Source organism: Pseudomonas sp. TH21 (genome assembly GCF_016651025.1).
Lineage (GTDB): Bacteria > Pseudomonadota > Gammaproteobacteria > Pseudomonadales > Pseudomonadaceae > Aquipseudomonas > Aquipseudomonas aylmerensis.
The window spans coordinates 2321074-2335614 of sequence record NZ_JAEKEQ010000001.1; the positions used below are offsets into that span (position 1 = coordinate 2321074).

A 14541-nucleotide genomic window follows, 5' to 3' on the forward strand; every position below is an offset into this window, starting at 1 on the left:
CGCTGACATCTTCATCCTCGCTCGCTGACGCGCTTCAACGGTTACTTCGGCGTACGCCCCACGGGTGTGGACAGCGCCGGCGATAACCCTGGGTCGGTATCGGGCGTGACGCCCGACAAGTCTTCCTTGCTGGTTTCCGGTGCAAACAAATGGCAGAACACGCCGCCGACGACCAGCACGCCGACGCACACTCCCAGCGCCGCGTGCACGCCGACTTGCTGCACCGCGACGGGCAGCAGGAAGGTCGCCACCGCCGAGCCGAAGCGGCTGGCGGCCACGGCCAGGCCGATCCCCGAGGCGCGCAGGTGGGTGGGGAACAATTCCGGCGGGTAGACAAATTCCAGGTTCACCGCGGCCGCCATCACGCAGGCAAAAAAGCCGAAGGCGAGGATGGTGCCCAGTGGGCCGAAGCCGGCGTAGGCAAGCACCGCCAGGCCGGCTGCGCTGAGGTAGAAGGTGCCGACCAGGAAGACCCGGCGCGACAGGCGGTCGATGACCAGCAGGCCGAGCAGGGCACCGACCAGCAACAGCACGTTGTAGACCAGGCCGCCGGCAAATTTGTCCTGCACATTCAGTGCTTCCAGCACCTTGGGGGCGAAGGTGCCCAGGGCGAAGAACGGAATCACCTGGCAGGTGTAGAACACGCAACCGACCAGGGTGTTCTTGCGCCAGCGTCGGCTGAACAACTCGCCCCAGCGGCTTTGTTGTCCGGACGTGTTGGCCTGGGCAGCCGGAGCGGGCAGGTAGACGTGTGGCCCGAACTTGCTGCGCACAATCGCCAGGGCTTCCTCGCTGCGCCCACGCGCCATCAGCCAGATGGGCGATTCCGGCACGCCCAGGCGCAGCGGCAGGATCAGCAAGGCGGGGACGCCACTGAGGGCGAGCATCAGGCGCCAGGCATCCGGGCCGATATCGCGGATCGCAAACCCGACCAGGTAGGCCGCCACATAACCCGCCGCCCAGGCCGCCGCCAGGACGCTGAGCAAGCGCCCACGGTAGCGGCGGGGGGCGAATTCGGTCACCAGGGACTTGCTCACGACATAGTCGAACCCCAGCACCAGGCCGAGCAACAGGCGCAGCGCGAGCAATTGCTCGGGGGACGTGACGAAGAACTGCGAAGCGGAAATCACCGCGAACAGCAGCATGTCCCAGGCGAAAATCGTGCGTCGGCCGAACCTGTCAGCAATCGGCCCGGCGCACAGGCTGCCCAGGAACAGCCCCGCCAGCGAAGCGGCGCCGAGCAAGCCCATCCAGAGCGCCGTCAACTGCAGCGGCCCCGCCGCCATGCTCACGGCGATGCCGATGATACCCAGCACGAACCCGTCACTGAACTGACCGCCCGTGCCGCTGAACACCGTTCGGATATGGAAGCGGCTCAGCGGAAGGTCTTCGAACGCTACTTGACCACTCATTCGTCTCTCCCCTTGCATTTTTATAGGTGTGGGATCCGGTGCCTGGGCATCGGTTGAGCAGGAGTCTAGGGCGGTCACTTCACGAAATCAGCAGACGCTTGATGAGTATCACGATAGCTGATACTGGGCGCCGGGATTCTTGAAACTCTGGCCTGCGCGGCGTTGGCGGCGCGCACGAGCGGGGGGGCTTTTGGCCAGGTAAAAAGGGCGCAGATCGCTCGCGCCCTCGTTGGGGCGCGCGCGGTATCCGGAGAGGGGGGTTAAAGCGGGGTCAGCACATTCATGACCGTGTCCAGCGCCACACGGGTGTCATCCAGTTGCACCAGCGAGGCATGCCGCGCGCCAAGTGCGTCGCGGTTCTGGATCGCGGTAAGAATCGCCTTGTGCCGGGGCAGGCTCAGGCCTTGGATGTCCGGGCGGCGGTTGGTGATGTTGATCGACTCGCGCAGCGGCAGCGAGAGCATGTTGCACATGTAGGCGAGCAGGTCGTTGCGGGTGGCGTCGGCGATGGCGCGGTGGAAGTCCAGATCTGCCTGCAGCAGCTGTTCGTGGGTCTGCGCAGTTTCCATGCCCCGGTAGGCTTTTTCGATGGTGGCGATGTCTTCAGCGGTGGCGGTGGTCGCGGCCATGGCGGCGATTTCCGGTTCGAGAATGCGCCGCACGCCCGCCAGGGTGTTGAAGAACTCACTGTGCGGCGTGGTCTGCATCAGCCAGGACAGCACATCCGGGTCGAGCAGGTGCCATTTCAGCCGCGGCCGCACCACTGCGCCGACCCGTGGCTTGGAATACACCAGGCCCTTGGCGCTGAGCACGCGGGTCGCCTCACGCAAGACCGACCGGCTGACCTTGTATTCCTCGCAGAGCGTGGCTTCCATGGGCAGCCGTTCTTCGGGCTTGAAGCGACCGGAAACGATGTGCATGCCCAAGTCCTGGACGATCTGGGCATGCATGCTCTTGCGCGGCTTGGACGGCTGGTGATCCATAACTGGGAAGATGCTCTGGCTAAATAGGCGGCATCATAGCATCCCAATTAGTGGGAATGCCGGGGGACTTCCGCACCTCGGCAGCCCACCAGGAAGTCAAAGTCGCAACCCTGGTCAGCCTGCAGCACATGGTCGATGTACAGCTGGCGATAGCCGCCGACGATCAGCTTCTGCGGCGGCGCCAGGTCCGCCATGCGCGCCGCCAGCTCGGCATCGGGGATGTCCAGGTGCAGGCGGCCGTTGGCGCAATCGAGTTCGATCCAGTCGCCTTCCTGCACCGTGGCCAGTGGCCCGCCGGCAGCGGCTTCCGGCGCAACGTGCAACACCACCGTGCCGTAGGCGGTGCCGCTCATGCGCGCATCGGAAATCCGCACCATGTCGGTCACGCCCTGGGCCAGCAGCTTGGCCGGCAGGCCCATGTTGCCGACCTCGGCCATGCCCGGATAACCCTTGGGCCCGCAGTTTTTCATGACCAGGATCGAGTTGGCATCCACCTCCAGCTCTGGATCGTTGATGCGCGCCTTGTACATGTCGAAGTTCTCGAACACCACCGCGCGACCCCGGTGCTGCATCAGCTCGGGGCTCGCCGCCGACGGCTTGAGCACCGCACCGAGGGGCGCCAGGTTGCCGCGCAGCACGCAGATGCCGCCGTCCGCGCGGATCGGGTTGTCGAGGGTGCGGATCACTTCGTCCTGGCCGTAGATCGGCGAGTCCTTGGTGTTTTCACCGAGGGACTTGCCGTTGACGGTCAGCGCGTTCGGGTGCGGGATCAGGTTGGCTTCGCCCAGGCGGCGCAGCACCGCGGGCAGGCCGCCGGCGTAGTAGAACTCCTCCATCAGGAACCGCCCGGACGGCTGCAGGTCGACGATGGTCGGCACGCCCCGGCCCATGCGGGTCCAGTCATCCAGGTCAAGCTCGACGCCGATGCGCCCGGCGATGGCCTTGAGGTGGATCACCGCGTTGGTCGAGCCGCCGATGGCCGCGTTGACGCGAATGGCGTTTTCAAACGCTGCCTTGGTGAGGATCTTCGACAGCTTCAAGTCTTCGCGCACCATCTCCACCGCGCGCATGCCGGACATATGCGCGAGCACATAGCGGCGCGCATCCACCGCCGGAATCGCCGCGTTGTGCGGCAGCGACGTGCCCAGCGCCTCGGCCATGCAGGCCATGGTCGACGCGGTGCCCATGGTGTTGCAGGTGCCCGCCGACCGCGACATGCCGCCCTCGGCTGCGAGGAAATCATCCAGGGTAATGGTGCCGGCCTTGACCTGTTCGCTGAGCTGCCACACCACCGTGCCCGAGCCGATGTCCTGGCCCTTGTGCTTGCCGTTGAGCATCGGACCGCCGGTGACCACGATGGCCGGCACGTCGCAACTGGCGGCGCCCATCAGCAGGGCGGGGGTGGTCTTGTCGCAGCCGGTCAGCAGCACCACGCCGTCGATGGGGTTGCCGCGAATCGCTTCCTCCACGTCCATGCTCGCCAGGTTGCGGGTGAGCATGGCCGTGGGGCGCAGGTTCGATTCGCCGTTGGAGAACACCGGGAATTCCACCGGGAAGCCACCGGCCTCGATCACGCCGCGTTTGACGTGCTCGGCGATCTGGCGGAAGTGCGCGTTGCACGGCGTCAGCTCCGACCAGGTGTTGCAGATGCCAATGATCGGCTTGCCATGGAACTGATGGTCGGCGATGCCCTGGTTCTTCATCCAGCTGCGGTACATGAAGCCGTTTTTGTCGGCGGTACCAAACCACTGGGCAGAGCGTAGGCCGGGCTTTTTGTCAGGCATGATCGATTCTCTTATTGTATGACTATATGTTCTAGGCTGGCTTAAACATAAGCGCAAAGACCCAGCTTTGGAAGTGTTGTTTTGCAAATAGTCATACTATATAGTCGGTCCAACTGAGGTATGGCCCTGGCGGATTTTCGCGAGAGGCGTCCCCCGAGCTTCTATAAAAACAACAATCGGAGATCGACCCCCATGAGCCAGGAGCTGCGGCTTATTCGGCGCATCACGCTGAAACTGATTCCCTTCCTGATCCTGCTGTACCTGATCGCCTACGTGGACCGTTCCGCCGTGGGCTTCGCCAAGTTGCACATGGGCGCCGACGTCGGCATCGGTGACGCCGCCTATGGCCTGGGCGCGGGGTTGTTCTTCATTGGCTACTTCCTGTTCGAGATTCCCAGCAACCTGATGCTCGACCGCTTCGGTGCGCGGCGCTGGTTCGCACGGATCATGATCACCTGGGGCGCAATCACCATCGGCATGGCGTTCGTGCAAGGCCCGCACAGTTTCTATGTGATGCGTTTCCTGCTCGGCGCGGCGGAGGCGGGGTTCTTTCCGGGCGTGCTGTACTACATCACCCAGTGGTTCCCGGTGCGCCATCGCGGCAAGATCCTCGGGCTGTTCATCCTGTCCCAGCCGATTGCGATGATGATCACCGGCCCGGTGTCCGGCGGCCTGCTGGGCATGGACGGCATCCTCGGCCTGCACGGCTGGCAGTGGCTGTTCATAGTGATCGGCACCCCGGCGATCCTGCTCACCTGGCCGGTGTTGCGCTACTTGCCGGACGGCCCCCAGCAGGTCAAGTGGATGAGCGAGGAGGAAAAAACCTGGCTCACCGGTGAACTGGCCAAGGACCTCCAAGCCTACGGCCAGACCCGCCATGGCAACCCGCTGCACGCGCTCAAGGACAAACGCGTGTTGCTGCTGGCGCTGTTCTACCTGCCGGTAACCCTGAGCATCTATGGCCTGGGCCTGTGGCTGCCAACCCTGATCAAGCAGTTCGGCGGCAGCGACCTGGTCACCGGTTTCATCTCGGCGGTGCCGTACATTTTCGGGATCATCGGCCTGCTGATCATCCCGCGCAGTTCCGACCGCCTGAACGACCGCTACGGCCACCTGGCGGTGCTCTACGTGCTCGGTGCCATCGGTTTGTTCTGCAGCGCCTGGCTGAGTGCGCCGGTGCTGCAAATGGCGGCGCTGAGCCTGGCGGCATTCGCGCTGTTTTCCTGCACGGCGGTGTTCTGGACCTTGCCGGGGCGCTTTTTCGCCGGCGCGAGTGCAGCGGCGGGGATTGCCTTGATCAACTCCGTGGGCAACCTCGGCGGCTACATCGGCCCATTCGTGATCGGCGCGCTCAAGGAGTACACCGGCAACCTGGCGTCGGGCCTGTACTTTTTGTCCGCGGTGATGGTGTTCGGGCTGGTCTTGACCGGCGTGGTCTACCGCGTGCTGGAGCGCAAGCATGCGCTGCCCGCCGACCAGTTTGCCGCCAGTGCGCGTGGCGCCACACGTACTTAATCGAGGAGAAGCTTCATGCGTTTAGTCCAGTTCGAGTTGCACAACGGTGAGCGCCGGGTCGGCGTGGTGGAAGGCGCCAACGTGCGCGAAGTGAATACCGCGCGCAGCGTGCGTGAGGTGGCGCTGGCCGCCATCGACGCTGGCGTGGGCCTGGCGCAACAGGTGGATAGCCTGGGCCTGGGTGAGCGTTACGACTACGCCACACTGCTGGCCGACCTGAAGATTTTGCCGCCACTGGATCATCCCGATCCCGCGCACATGCTGATCAGCGGCACCGGCCTGACTCACCTGGGCAGCGCCGCCGCGCGCGACAAGATGCACCAGGCCGGCGACGAGAGCACCTTGACCGACACCATGCGCATCTTCAAATGGGGCGTGGAGGGCGGCAAGCCAGCGGCCGGCGAGGTGGGCGTGCAGCCGGAGTGGTTCTACAAGGGCGACGGCAGCATTGTCGTGCGCCCCGGCCAGGCATTCCCGGTGCCGCCGTTTGCCGACGACGCCGGCGAAGAGCCGGAAATCGGCGGCCTCTACGTGATCGGCCCGGACCGCAAGCCTTATCGCCTGGGGTTTGCGGTGGGCAACGAGTTCTCCGACCACGTGATGGAGCGCAAGAACTACCTGTACCTGGCCCATTCCAAGCTGCGCAGTTGCAGCTTCGGTCCCGAGCTGCGCGTGGGCGAGTTGCCCCAGCACCTGGCGGGCACCAGTCGCCTGCTGCGCGACGGCGAGGTGATCTGGCAGAACGAATTCCTCAGTGGCGAAGCGAATATGTGCCACAGCCTCGACAATCTTGAATATCACCACTTCAAATACCGTCAATTCCTCACGCCAGGCGATGTGCACATTCATTTCTTCGGCACCGCCACGCTGTCATTCGCCGACGGTATACGTACCCAACCGGGCGATGTGTTCGAGATCAGCCAGGCCGAGTTCGGCGCGCCGCTGGTCAACAGTGTCGGCAGCGCCGACGCGGCATTCGAACCCGGCCACGTCATCAGTCTTTAAGGAGAGTTTCATGACCCTGTTCCTCGGCCACAACTACATCGGCGGCCAGCGCAGCGCCCTCGGCAGCATCACGCTGCAAAGCCTGGATGCAACCACCGGCGAAGCCTTGCTGCAGGATTTCTACCAGGCCACGCCGCAGGAAGTCGACGCCGCCGCCAAGGCCGCTGCGGCCGCTTACCCGGCGTACCGTGGGTTGAGTGCCGCGCGCCGCGCGCAGTTCCTGGAGGCGGTGGCCGACGAACTGGACGCGTTGGGCGATGACTTTGTGGCGCTGGTGTGCCGTGAAACGGCATTGCCCGCTGCGCGGATCAACGGCGAACGCGGGCGGACCAGCGGGCAGATGCGCCTGTTCGCCACCGTGCTGCGTCGCGGCGATTTCTACGGCGCGCGTATCGACAAGGCCTTGCCGCAGCGCCAGCCTTTGCCGCGCCCGGATTTGCGCCAGTACCGCATCGGCCTGGGCCCGGTGGCAGTGTTTGGCGCGAGCAATTTCCCCCTGGCGTTTTCCACCGCAGGCGGTGACACCGCCGCGGCTTTGGCGGCGGGATGCCCGGTGGTGTTCAAGGCCCACAGCGGGCATATGGCGACGGCCGAGCGCGTCGCCGATGCCATCCTCCGCGCGGCCGAGGCCACCGAGATGCCGGCGGGGGTGTTCAATATGATCTTCGGCGGCGGCGTCGGTGAAGCACTGGTCAAGCACCCGGCAATCCAGGCGGTGGGCTTTACCGGCTCGCTCAAGGGCGGGCGCGCCTTGTGTGATATGGCGGCCGCGCGCCCGCAGCCGATCCCGGTGTTTGCCGAGATGTCGAGCATCAACCCGGTAATCGTGCTCCCGCAGGCGTTGCACGCGAGGGCGGACAGCATCGCCCGCGACCTGACCGCCTCGGTGGTGCAAGGCTGCGGCCAGTTCTGCACCAATCCGGGCCTGGTGATTGGCATTGCTTCGCCCGCATTCACCGCGTTCACCCAGCAGGTCGCGCAATTGATCGACGCTCAGCCGGCGCAAACCATGCTCAACGCCGGCACCTTGAGCAGTTACGGCAACGGCCTGGCCAAGCTCCTGGCGCACCCCGGCATCCAGCACCTGGCCGGCAGTGCCCAGGCGGGCAATCAGGCCCAGCCGCAGTTGTTCAAGGCTGATGTGCGCCTGCTGATTGACGGTGACGAAGTGCTGCAGGAAGAGGTATTCGGCCCCACCACGGTGTTCGTCGAAGTCGCGGACCAGGCCCAACTCAGCGCCGCCCTGCAAGGCCTGCACGGCCAGCTCACCGCGACGATCATTGGCGAGCCGCACGACCTGCAACAGTTCGCCGAACTCACGCCGTTGCTGGAACAGAAGGTCGGCCGCATCCTGCTCAACGGCTACCCGACCGGCGTCGAAGTCTGCGATTCGATGGTGCACGGCGGCCCGTACCCGGCGACTTCGGACGCGCGGGGCACCTCGGTCGGCACCTTGGCCATCGAGCGTTTCCTGCGCCCGGTGTGCTTCCAGAACTACCCTGATAGCCTGCTGCCCGACGCGTTGAAAAACGCCAACCCGTTGCGTATCCAGCGCTTGGTGGATGGCACGCCATCACGCGAGTCGCTGTAAAACCCTGATCAGGAGGTTTCATGTCGTTGAGCGCAGTGACCGCGCACCGTGCGCAATTGGGCGAAGCGCCGTTCTGGGATGCACCGAGCCAGGCGCTGTATTGGGTCAACATCGCCGGCAAACAGGCCCTGCGCCTGATGGGCGGGCAGCTGCAGGTGTGGCAGTTGCCCGAGCATGTCTCGGCCTTTATCCCGTGTGAACGCGGCGATGCGCTGGTGACCTTGAGCAGTGGGGTCTATCGCCTCGACCTGGCCACCGAGGCCCTGACCCTGCTGTGCGTGGCCGACCCGCAGGCGGGCAACCGTGGCAATGAAGCGCGCTGTGATGCCCTGGGCCGGCTCTGGCTGGGCACCATGCAGAACAATATCGGCGAGCAGGGTGAAGACCTGCCGATCACCCGTCGCTCCGGTGGCCTGTTTCGCATCGACGCCGATGGGCAGGTCACGCCGCTGCTGCACGGCCTGGGTATTCCCAACACCTTGCTGTGGAGCGACGACGGTCGCCAGGTGCATTTTGGCGACAGCATGGACGGCACCCTGTACCGGCACGCGATCCAGGCCGATGGCCAACTCGACCCGGGCCAGGTGTGGTTCGGCCCGCACGCGCGTGGTGGGCCTGACGGCTCGGCGATGGACGTCGAAGGCTATCTCTGGAACGCCCGCTGGGACGGCAGCTGCCTGCTGCGCCTGACGCCGGACGGGCAGGTGGACCGCGTCATCGAGCTGCCCGTCAGCCGCCCGACCAGTTGCGTGTTCGGTGGCCCCGACCTGACCACGCTTTACATCACCAGCGCCGCCAGCCCCTTGGATCATCCCCTCGATGGCGCGGTACTCGCCATCGAGGTCGACGTGCCAGGCAAGCCCTGTCACCGCTTTGCCGGTTAACCCCAGACATTCAAAAACAACAACAAGGAGTCACCGTATGAATCGTCGTCGTGGTTTGCGTTCCCTGTGCTGCGCCGCTGTGGCGGTCTCGGCCCTGAGCTTGAGCGGGCTGTTGCTGGCCGCTGAAGAGGTGAAGATCGGTTTTCTGGTCAAGCAGGCTGAAGAGCCGTGGTTCCAGACCGAATGGGCCTTCGCCGGAAAAGCCGGCAAGGAACACGGCTTCACCGTGATCAAGATCGCCGTGCCCGATGGCGAGAAAACCCTGTCGGCCATCGACAGCCTGGCGGCCAACGGCGCCAAGGGCTTTGTGATCTGCCCGCCGGACGTATCACTGGGCCCGGCCATCGTCGCCAAGGCCAAGGCCAATGGCCTGAAAGTGATTGCCGTGGATGACCGCTTTGTCGATGCCAAGGGCAACTTCATGGAGGACGTGCCGTACCTCGGCATGGCGGCCTTCGAAGTCGGCCAGAAGCAGGGTGCGGCCATGGCCGCCGAGGCGAAAAAACGCGGCTGGGACTGGAAGGACACCTATGCGGTGATCAACACCTTCAATGAACTCGACACCGGCAAGAAGCGCACCGACGGCTCGGTCAAGTCTCTTGAAGATGCCGGCATGCCCAAGGATCACATCCTGTTCACCGCGGCCAAGACCCTCGACGTCCCAGGCAGCATGGACGCCACCAACTCGGCCCTGGTCAAGCTGCCTGGCGGTGCGAAAAACCTGATCATCGGCGGCATGAACGACAACACCGTGCTTGGCGGCGTACGCGCCACCGAAAGCGCTGGCTTCAAGGCCGCCAACGTGATCGGCATCGGCATCAATGGCACCGACGCCATCGGTGAACTTAAGAAGGCCGAGAGCGGTTTCTTCGGCTCGATGCTGCCCAGCCCGCACATTGAGGGCTACAACACTGCGCTGATGATGTACGAGTGGGTGACCAAAGGCACCGAGCCGCCGAAGTACACCGCGATGGACGAGGTGACCCTGATCACCCGCGAGAACTTCAAGCAGGAGCTGGAAAAAATCGGCTTGTGGAACTGAGGCTGGGCGGCACCGTGTGACGATCAACAGTGGCAGCGGGCTGGCTTGCGAAGGCGTGGGTGACTGACACCACGCTTTCGCGAGCCGGCCCGCTTGCTGCGGTTAATCGGCGGAGAATTTGAACACGGTGTGCTGGGTGTAGGTTTGCCCCGGGTCCAGGCGCGTCGAGGCAAAGCCCGGCTGGTTCGGCGCATCGGGAAAGTGCTGGGTTTCCAGGGTGAAGCCGCTCCAGTGCGCGTAGGTCTTGCCCGCTTTGCCCTTCACCGTCCCATCCAGGAAGTTGCTGGTATAGAACTGCACGCCCGGCTCGGTGGTGTACAGCTGCAGACGCCGACCCGACGCCGGGTCATGCACGTCGGCCGCCAGCTGTTTGATGTCGCCCCGGGTATCCAGCGCCCAGTTGAAGTCAAACCCGCCTTGTTTTGGCTCGGCGAACTTGAGCTGCGGGTGATCGTCCTTGAGGTGCTGGCCGATCGGCGTGGGTTTCAGGAAGTCCATCGGCGTGCCTTTGACCGGTGCCAGTTCGCCGGTGGGGATCAAGGTGGCATTGACGGGCGTGTAGTGGCTGGCATGCAAGGTGGCGACGTGCTTGAGGATGTCACCGTTGCCGGCGCCCGCCAGGTTGAAGTAGCTGTGGTTGGTCAGGTTGAGCACCGTGGGTTTGTCGGTGGTGGCCTGGTAGTCGATGTGCAGCTCGTTGTTGTCGTTGAGGCGGTAGGTGACCTCGGTTTTCAGGTTGCCGGGAAAGCCCATTTCACCGTCCTTGGACAGGTAGCTCAGCTTCACCCCGACAGAGCCGTTGTCGTTGACTGGCTCGGCCTTCCACACGTGCTTGTCGAAACCCTGGGCACCACCGTGCAGCGAGTTTGGGCCATCGTTGAGCGGCACCTGGTAACGCGTGCCGTCGAGTTCAAAGGTGCCCCCGGCCAGGCGGTTGCCGAAGCGCCCGATGGTCGCGCCGAAAAACGCCGTGCCGGCCTGGTAGCCCTGGACGCTGTCGAAGCCGAGCACCACGTCTTCGACCTTGCCGTGTTTGTCCGGCACTTTCAGCGACTGCAGCACGCCGCCGTAGGTGATCACCGTGGCCTGCATGCCGTGGCTGTTGCGCAGGATGTACTGTTCGACGGCGGTGCCGTCGTTGGTTTTGCCGAAGGGTTTGTGTTCGCTGCTGAGCCCTGCGGCCTGGGCGCCACCGCTGGCAACCAGCAGGGACATGGCCAGGCCCGAGAGCAGGTATCGAGGGTACTTCATGGTCGAACTTCCTTTTGTTGTTTTGTCGGAATAGTTCTACTAATGTGCGATATTTCGTGGTTGAGACAGCAGATTTATAGCCTTTAACCACGTATTTGCAAAATAAAATAAGACTAATTAGGCGAGGCAAGCGCGATATGAGTATCCAGCAGGCTGTTTATCCCGACCTCAGGGACAAGGTCGTACTGATCTCCGGAGGTGCTTCGGGGATTGGCGAGTCCATGGTGCGCGCCTTCGCTGCACAGGGCGCCCGGGTCGGGTTTGTCGATCGCGCCCAAAGCCAGGGCGAGCGCCTGGCGGCGCTGCTCGGTTCACAGGGGCACAGCGTCGAATTCGGCCATTGCGATATCACCGACGAGATCGCCTACAAGGCGGCCATCGCGCGTTTCGAGCACTCGCTGGGGCCGATCACCGTGCTGGTGAACAACGCGGCAAATGACGTACGTCACACCCTGGAGGAGGTCGATTCGGATACCTTCGACAAACTGATTTCCGTCAACCTCAAGCACGCCTTTTTCGCTGCCAAGGCCGTGGTGCCGATGATGAAAGCCGCAGGCTTCGGGTCGATCATCAACCTCGGTTCGGTCGGCTGGATGATGGCCTCGGCCGGCTACCCGGTGTACGCCGCCAGCAAGGCCGCCGCGCATGGCATGACCCGCGCCCTGGCGCGCGAGCTGGGGCCGAGCCGGATTCGCGTCAACACGTTGGTGCCCGGCTGGGTGATGACCGAAAAGCAGCTGGCGATGTGGGTGGACGATGCGGCCAGGGACCTGATCAGTCGCAGCCAGTGCCTGCCGGGCAGCGTGCTGCCGGAGCATATCGCCAACATGGCGTTGTTCCTGGCCTCGGACGCGTCGGCGATGTGCTCGGCGCAGAACTTCATCGTCGACGGCGGCTGGGTCTGATGCCAGGCCCCAGAGGGCTTACTCGATCGGGTATTGCTTGAAGGCGGGATGCTGTTCCAGCCGCTCGGCGTGACGTCGCACATGGGGAAAGGCATCCGCCTTCACTACCGACGCCACGGTGAGCTGGCTGAAAGACCAGGCCACTGCCGCCGTCAGCGAGGCCTGGGTCAGTGCCTCACTGTCGGTGTCGGCCAAGTGCTTGTCGAGCAGCGAATAGGCCGCAAGTAATTGGCCGCTGATGCGCTCAAGCCAGGGGGCATGCAGCTTCTCGGCTGGCCGCAGGTTGTGCTCGTAGACGATCTGCACGCTTTTCTCGCAGGCCGCCAGCGCCAGGCCCAGCGCATGCAAGTCCCGGGCGAGTGCCGTGGGCTGCTCGGGCAGCAGCTTTTTCCCGGCCGGGGCCAGCGCTTCCAGGTAATCGAGGATCAGGTTGGAGTCCATCAACACCGTGCCGTCGTCGAGCACCAGCGTAGGAGCCTTGACCACCGGGTTGACCTGCGCAAACTCGTCGAAGGTGCGGAACACCGACAAGGACTCATGCACGAAGTCGATTCCGTACAACTCCAGGGAAATGGCCACGCGGCGAACGTAGGGCGAGTCCAGCATGCCGATCAGTTTCATTGAGCCTCCATTGCTACCAGGGTGATGGGCCGAAGAGATTAAGGGCAATCGCTTGCCCTGCGCAATTGCTGATACGCCTGCACCAACTGCTCCAGGTTGAACGCCAGGTTGCGCCCACTCGGATTGGGCAACACCCACACCGACGCACCGCCCAGCAGCTGCGGCTGCAACCCCCAGGCAATCTCGCGCTGAGCGGACAAGGCGCTGTAGCCGGCCTTGCCGAGGAAGGCGACGACATGTGGTGCATACCGGCGGATTTTTTCTTCGAAGGCCGTCGCCGCATCGGTGAATTCATGCCGGGCCAGCTCGCCTGCGCTGGCGGTGGGGCGCTCGACCACGGTGGTCAGGCCGCAGCGGTAGTGCAGCAGCGTGGGGCCGTCTTCGGGGCGGATTTCGTGCGGGGTGAAACCGGCCAGGTGCAAGGTGCGCCAGAAGCGGTTGCTGCGGTTGGCAAAGTGCAGGCCGAGGGCGGCGGAGCCTTTGCCGGGGTTGATGCCGCAGAACACCACGTCCAGGTGGTCGGCGAGGATGTCTTCGAGCCGCTCGTTCATGCCGGGCTCCGCAAGCCTTGGCGGCTGGCGCCGGGCGGTTGCCCGGTGATGCGTTTATAGGCGCGGCTGAACGCCGCCTGGGAGGTGTAGCCGAGCCGCAACGCGACGGCTTCGATGGGCAAGCGCTCCAGGGTCAACCATTGGGCCGCCAGGCGCATGCGCAACTCGGTCACGTAGCGCAGCGGCGGGATGCCGAGGGTGGCCTGGAACCGATCGGCAAACACCGAGCGCGAGGTATGACAATGCGCCGCCAACTCGGCCACGCTCCAGTCGCGCCCCGGTTGCTGGTGCAGGGCGAGCAGGGCGCCAGCCAGGCGCGGGTCACGCAACGCAGCCACCAGCCCCGAGGCATTGCCGCAGGCACATTCGACCCAGCCGCGCACGATCATCGCCGCCACCACATCGGCCAGGCGCGCGAGAATCCCCGCGTAACCGATACGCGCGCTGGAGACTTCGCGCTCCATCACCGCCAGGATCGGCATCAGGCCAGGGTAACGCTGGCCGCCGGCGTCGATCAGCATCAAGGCCGGCATCAGGCTGCCGAGGCCTTGCAGGCTGTCGAGTTCGAACGCCATGCAGGCGCTGAACAGCAGGGTGCAGGAGGGCGTCTCGGGCGAGGCATTCACCGCGCAGACGCTATCGCCCAGCGGCGCGGCGTCGAAGTCGGTGATGTCCTGCACGCAAGCCTGCGGGCTGGAGACCAGCGCGTGTGCGCCACCGTGGGCGATAAACACGGCATTGCCCGCCGACAGCTCGTAGAGGCTGCCGTCTTCCAGGCGCAAGGTGGCGCACCCGGCGGCGAGAAAGTGGAAATACGCATGCCCGGGCTTGGCCGCAAAGCTCACCCCGAACACCGGCCCGGCCTGGATGCGCCGGTACTGCACACCGCTCAGGCGCATGCTGCGCAGCAGTTCATTGATCAGCTCGGAGGACACGTCAAAAGCGTTCTGGGCGGTCATGTTCGGGGTTTCGATCAAAAACTCAAGGGTTTGCATCA

Annotated in this window: 13 protein-coding genes; 6 read left to right on the plus strand and 7 right to left on the minus strand. The window is 64.5% G+C overall.

The window, feature by feature from the left end:
- Positions 1–41: 41 nt before the first annotated feature.
- From JFU04_RS10480 to JFU04_RS10490, 3 genes are all read right to left on the minus strand, one after another.
- Positions 42–1412 (minus strand): MFS transporter, encoded by a 1371-nt coding sequence (locus JFU04_RS10480; protein WP_201144014.1) that lies wholly within the window; start codon positions 1410–1412, stop codon positions 42–44.
- Between the two features lie 260 nt (positions 1413–1672).
- On the minus strand, positions 1673–2395 hold the full coding sequence (locus JFU04_RS10485) for a FadR/GntR family transcriptional regulator (RefSeq protein WP_065905797.1): 723 nt from the start codon (positions 2393–2395) through the stop codon (positions 1673–1675).
- Between the two features lie 47 nt (positions 2396–2442).
- Positions 2443–4179: an IlvD/Edd family dehydratase gene (locus tag JFU04_RS10490; RefSeq protein ID WP_106804410.1), complete on the minus strand. Its 1737-nt coding sequence runs from the start codon at positions 4177–4179 to the stop codon at positions 2443–2445.
- 192 nt (positions 4180–4371) lie between these two features.
- Here JFU04_RS10490 and JFU04_RS10495 point away from each other — a divergent pair, with 192 nt between their 5' ends.
- The 5 genes from JFU04_RS10495 to JFU04_RS10515 are packed head-to-tail and all read left to right on the plus strand — an operon-like array spanning position 4372 to position 10216.
- On the plus strand, positions 4372–5694 hold the full coding sequence (locus JFU04_RS10495; protein ID WP_120448187.1) for an MFS transporter: 1323 nt from the start codon (positions 4372–4374) through the stop codon (positions 5692–5694).
- 15 nt (positions 5695–5709) lie between these two features.
- Positions 5710–6699: an AraD1 family protein gene (gene araD1, locus JFU04_RS10500; RefSeq protein ID WP_120448188.1), complete on the plus strand. Its 990-nt coding sequence runs from the start codon at positions 5710–5712 to the stop codon at positions 6697–6699.
- Between the two features lie 10 nt (positions 6700–6709).
- Positions 6710–8290, plus strand: coding sequence for an aldehyde dehydrogenase (NADP(+)) (locus tag JFU04_RS10505; protein ID WP_201144015.1), 1581 nt, complete (start codon positions 6710–6712; stop codon positions 8288–8290).
- Between the two features lie 20 nt (positions 8291–8310).
- Positions 8311–9174: an SMP-30/gluconolactonase/LRE family protein gene (locus JFU04_RS10510; protein ID WP_201144016.1), complete on the plus strand. Its 864-nt coding sequence runs from the start codon at positions 8311–8313 to the stop codon at positions 9172–9174.
- A 37-nt stretch (positions 9175–9211) separates the two neighbouring features.
- Entirely contained in the window at positions 9212–10216 is a 1005-nt protein-coding gene (locus JFU04_RS10515; protein ID WP_201144017.1) for a substrate-binding domain-containing protein, read from the plus strand.
- A gap of 102 nt (positions 10217–10318) precedes the next feature.
- Here JFU04_RS10515 and JFU04_RS10520 read toward each other — a convergent pair whose 3' ends face one another.
- Positions 10319–11467, minus strand: a complete 1149-nt coding sequence (locus JFU04_RS10520; protein ID WP_201144018.1) for an aldose epimerase family protein — start codon at positions 11465–11467, stop codon at positions 10319–10321.
- Positions 11468–11604: 137 nt separating this feature from the next.
- Here JFU04_RS10520 and JFU04_RS10525 point away from each other — a divergent pair, with 137 nt between their 5' ends.
- Positions 11605–12372, plus strand: a complete 768-nt coding sequence (locus tag JFU04_RS10525) for an SDR family NAD(P)-dependent oxidoreductase (RefSeq protein WP_201144019.1) — start codon at positions 11605–11607, stop codon at positions 12370–12372.
- 18 nt (positions 12373–12390) lie between these two features.
- Here the strand turns inward: JFU04_RS10525 and JFU04_RS10530 are convergent, their stop codons facing one another.
- Genes JFU04_RS10530 through JFU04_RS10540 form a run of 3 tightly spaced genes read right to left on the minus strand, consistent with a single transcriptional unit; the run spans position 12391 to position 14539 of the window.
- Positions 12391–12993 carry a glutathione S-transferase family protein gene (locus JFU04_RS10530; RefSeq protein ID WP_201144020.1) on the minus strand — a complete coding sequence of 201 codons (603 nt, stop codon included), beginning with the start codon at positions 12991–12993 and terminating at the stop codon, positions 12391–12393.
- A 38-nt stretch (positions 12994–13031) separates the two neighbouring features.
- Positions 13032–13544 (minus strand): G/U mismatch-specific DNA glycosylase, encoded by a 513-nt coding sequence (mug, locus tag JFU04_RS10535; RefSeq protein ID WP_201144021.1) that lies wholly within the window; start codon positions 13542–13544, stop codon positions 13032–13034.
- Complete coding sequence (locus tag JFU04_RS10540) at positions 13541–14539, minus strand: AraC family transcriptional regulator (protein WP_201146368.1); 999 nt, start codon at positions 14537–14539, stop codon at positions 13541–13543. Before JFU04_RS10540 ends, mug begins: the two co-directional genes overlap by 4 nt.
- Positions 14540–14541 lie beyond the last annotated feature (2 nt).

Bases quoted from the DNA above. Each gene is read 5' to 3' on its own strand.
- JFU04_RS10525 (WP_201144019.1), top strand. From the start codon at position 11,605: ATGAGTATCCAGCAGGCTGTTTATCCCGACCTCAGGGACAAGGTCGTA.
- JFU04_RS10515 (WP_201144017.1), top strand. From the start codon at position 9,212: ATGAATCGTCGTCGTGGTTTGCGTTCCCTGTGCTGCGCCGCTGTGGCG.
- mug (WP_201144021.1), bottom strand. From the start codon at position 13,544: ATGAACGAGCGGCTCGAAGACATCCTCGCCGACCACCTGGACGTGGTG.
- JFU04_RS10510 (WP_201144016.1), top strand. From the start codon at position 8,311: ATGTCGTTGAGCGCAGTGACCGCGCACCGTGCGCAATTGGGCGAAGCG.
- JFU04_RS10540 (WP_201146368.1), bottom strand. From the start codon at position 14,539: ATGCAAACCCTTGAGTTTTTGATCGAAACCCCGAACATGACCGCCCAG.
- JFU04_RS10520 (WP_201144018.1), bottom strand. From the start codon at position 11,467: ATGAAGTACCCTCGATACCTGCTCTCGGGCCTGGCCATGTCCCTGCTG.
- JFU04_RS10505 (WP_201144015.1), top strand. From the start codon at position 6,710: ATGACCCTGTTCCTCGGCCACAACTACATCGGCGGCCAGCGCAGCGCC.
- JFU04_RS10495 (WP_120448187.1), top strand. From the start codon at position 4,372: ATGAGCCAGGAGCTGCGGCTTATTCGGCGCATCACGCTGAAACTGATT.
- araD1 (WP_120448188.1), top strand. From the start codon at position 5,710: ATGCGTTTAGTCCAGTTCGAGTTGCACAACGGTGAGCGCCGGGTCGGC.
- JFU04_RS10480 (WP_201144014.1), bottom strand. From the start codon at position 1,412: ATGAGTGGTCAAGTAGCGTTCGAAGACCTTCCGCTGAGCCGCTTCCAT.
- JFU04_RS10485 (WP_065905797.1), bottom strand. From the start codon at position 2,395: ATGGATCACCAGCCGTCCAAGCCGCGCAAGAGCATGCATGCCCAGATC.
- JFU04_RS10490 (WP_106804410.1), bottom strand. From the start codon at position 4,179: ATGCCTGACAAAAAGCCCGGCCTACGCTCTGCCCAGTGGTTTGGTACC.
- JFU04_RS10530 (WP_201144020.1), bottom strand. From the start codon at position 12,993: ATGAAACTGATCGGCATGCTGGACTCGCCCTACGTTCGCCGCGTGGCC.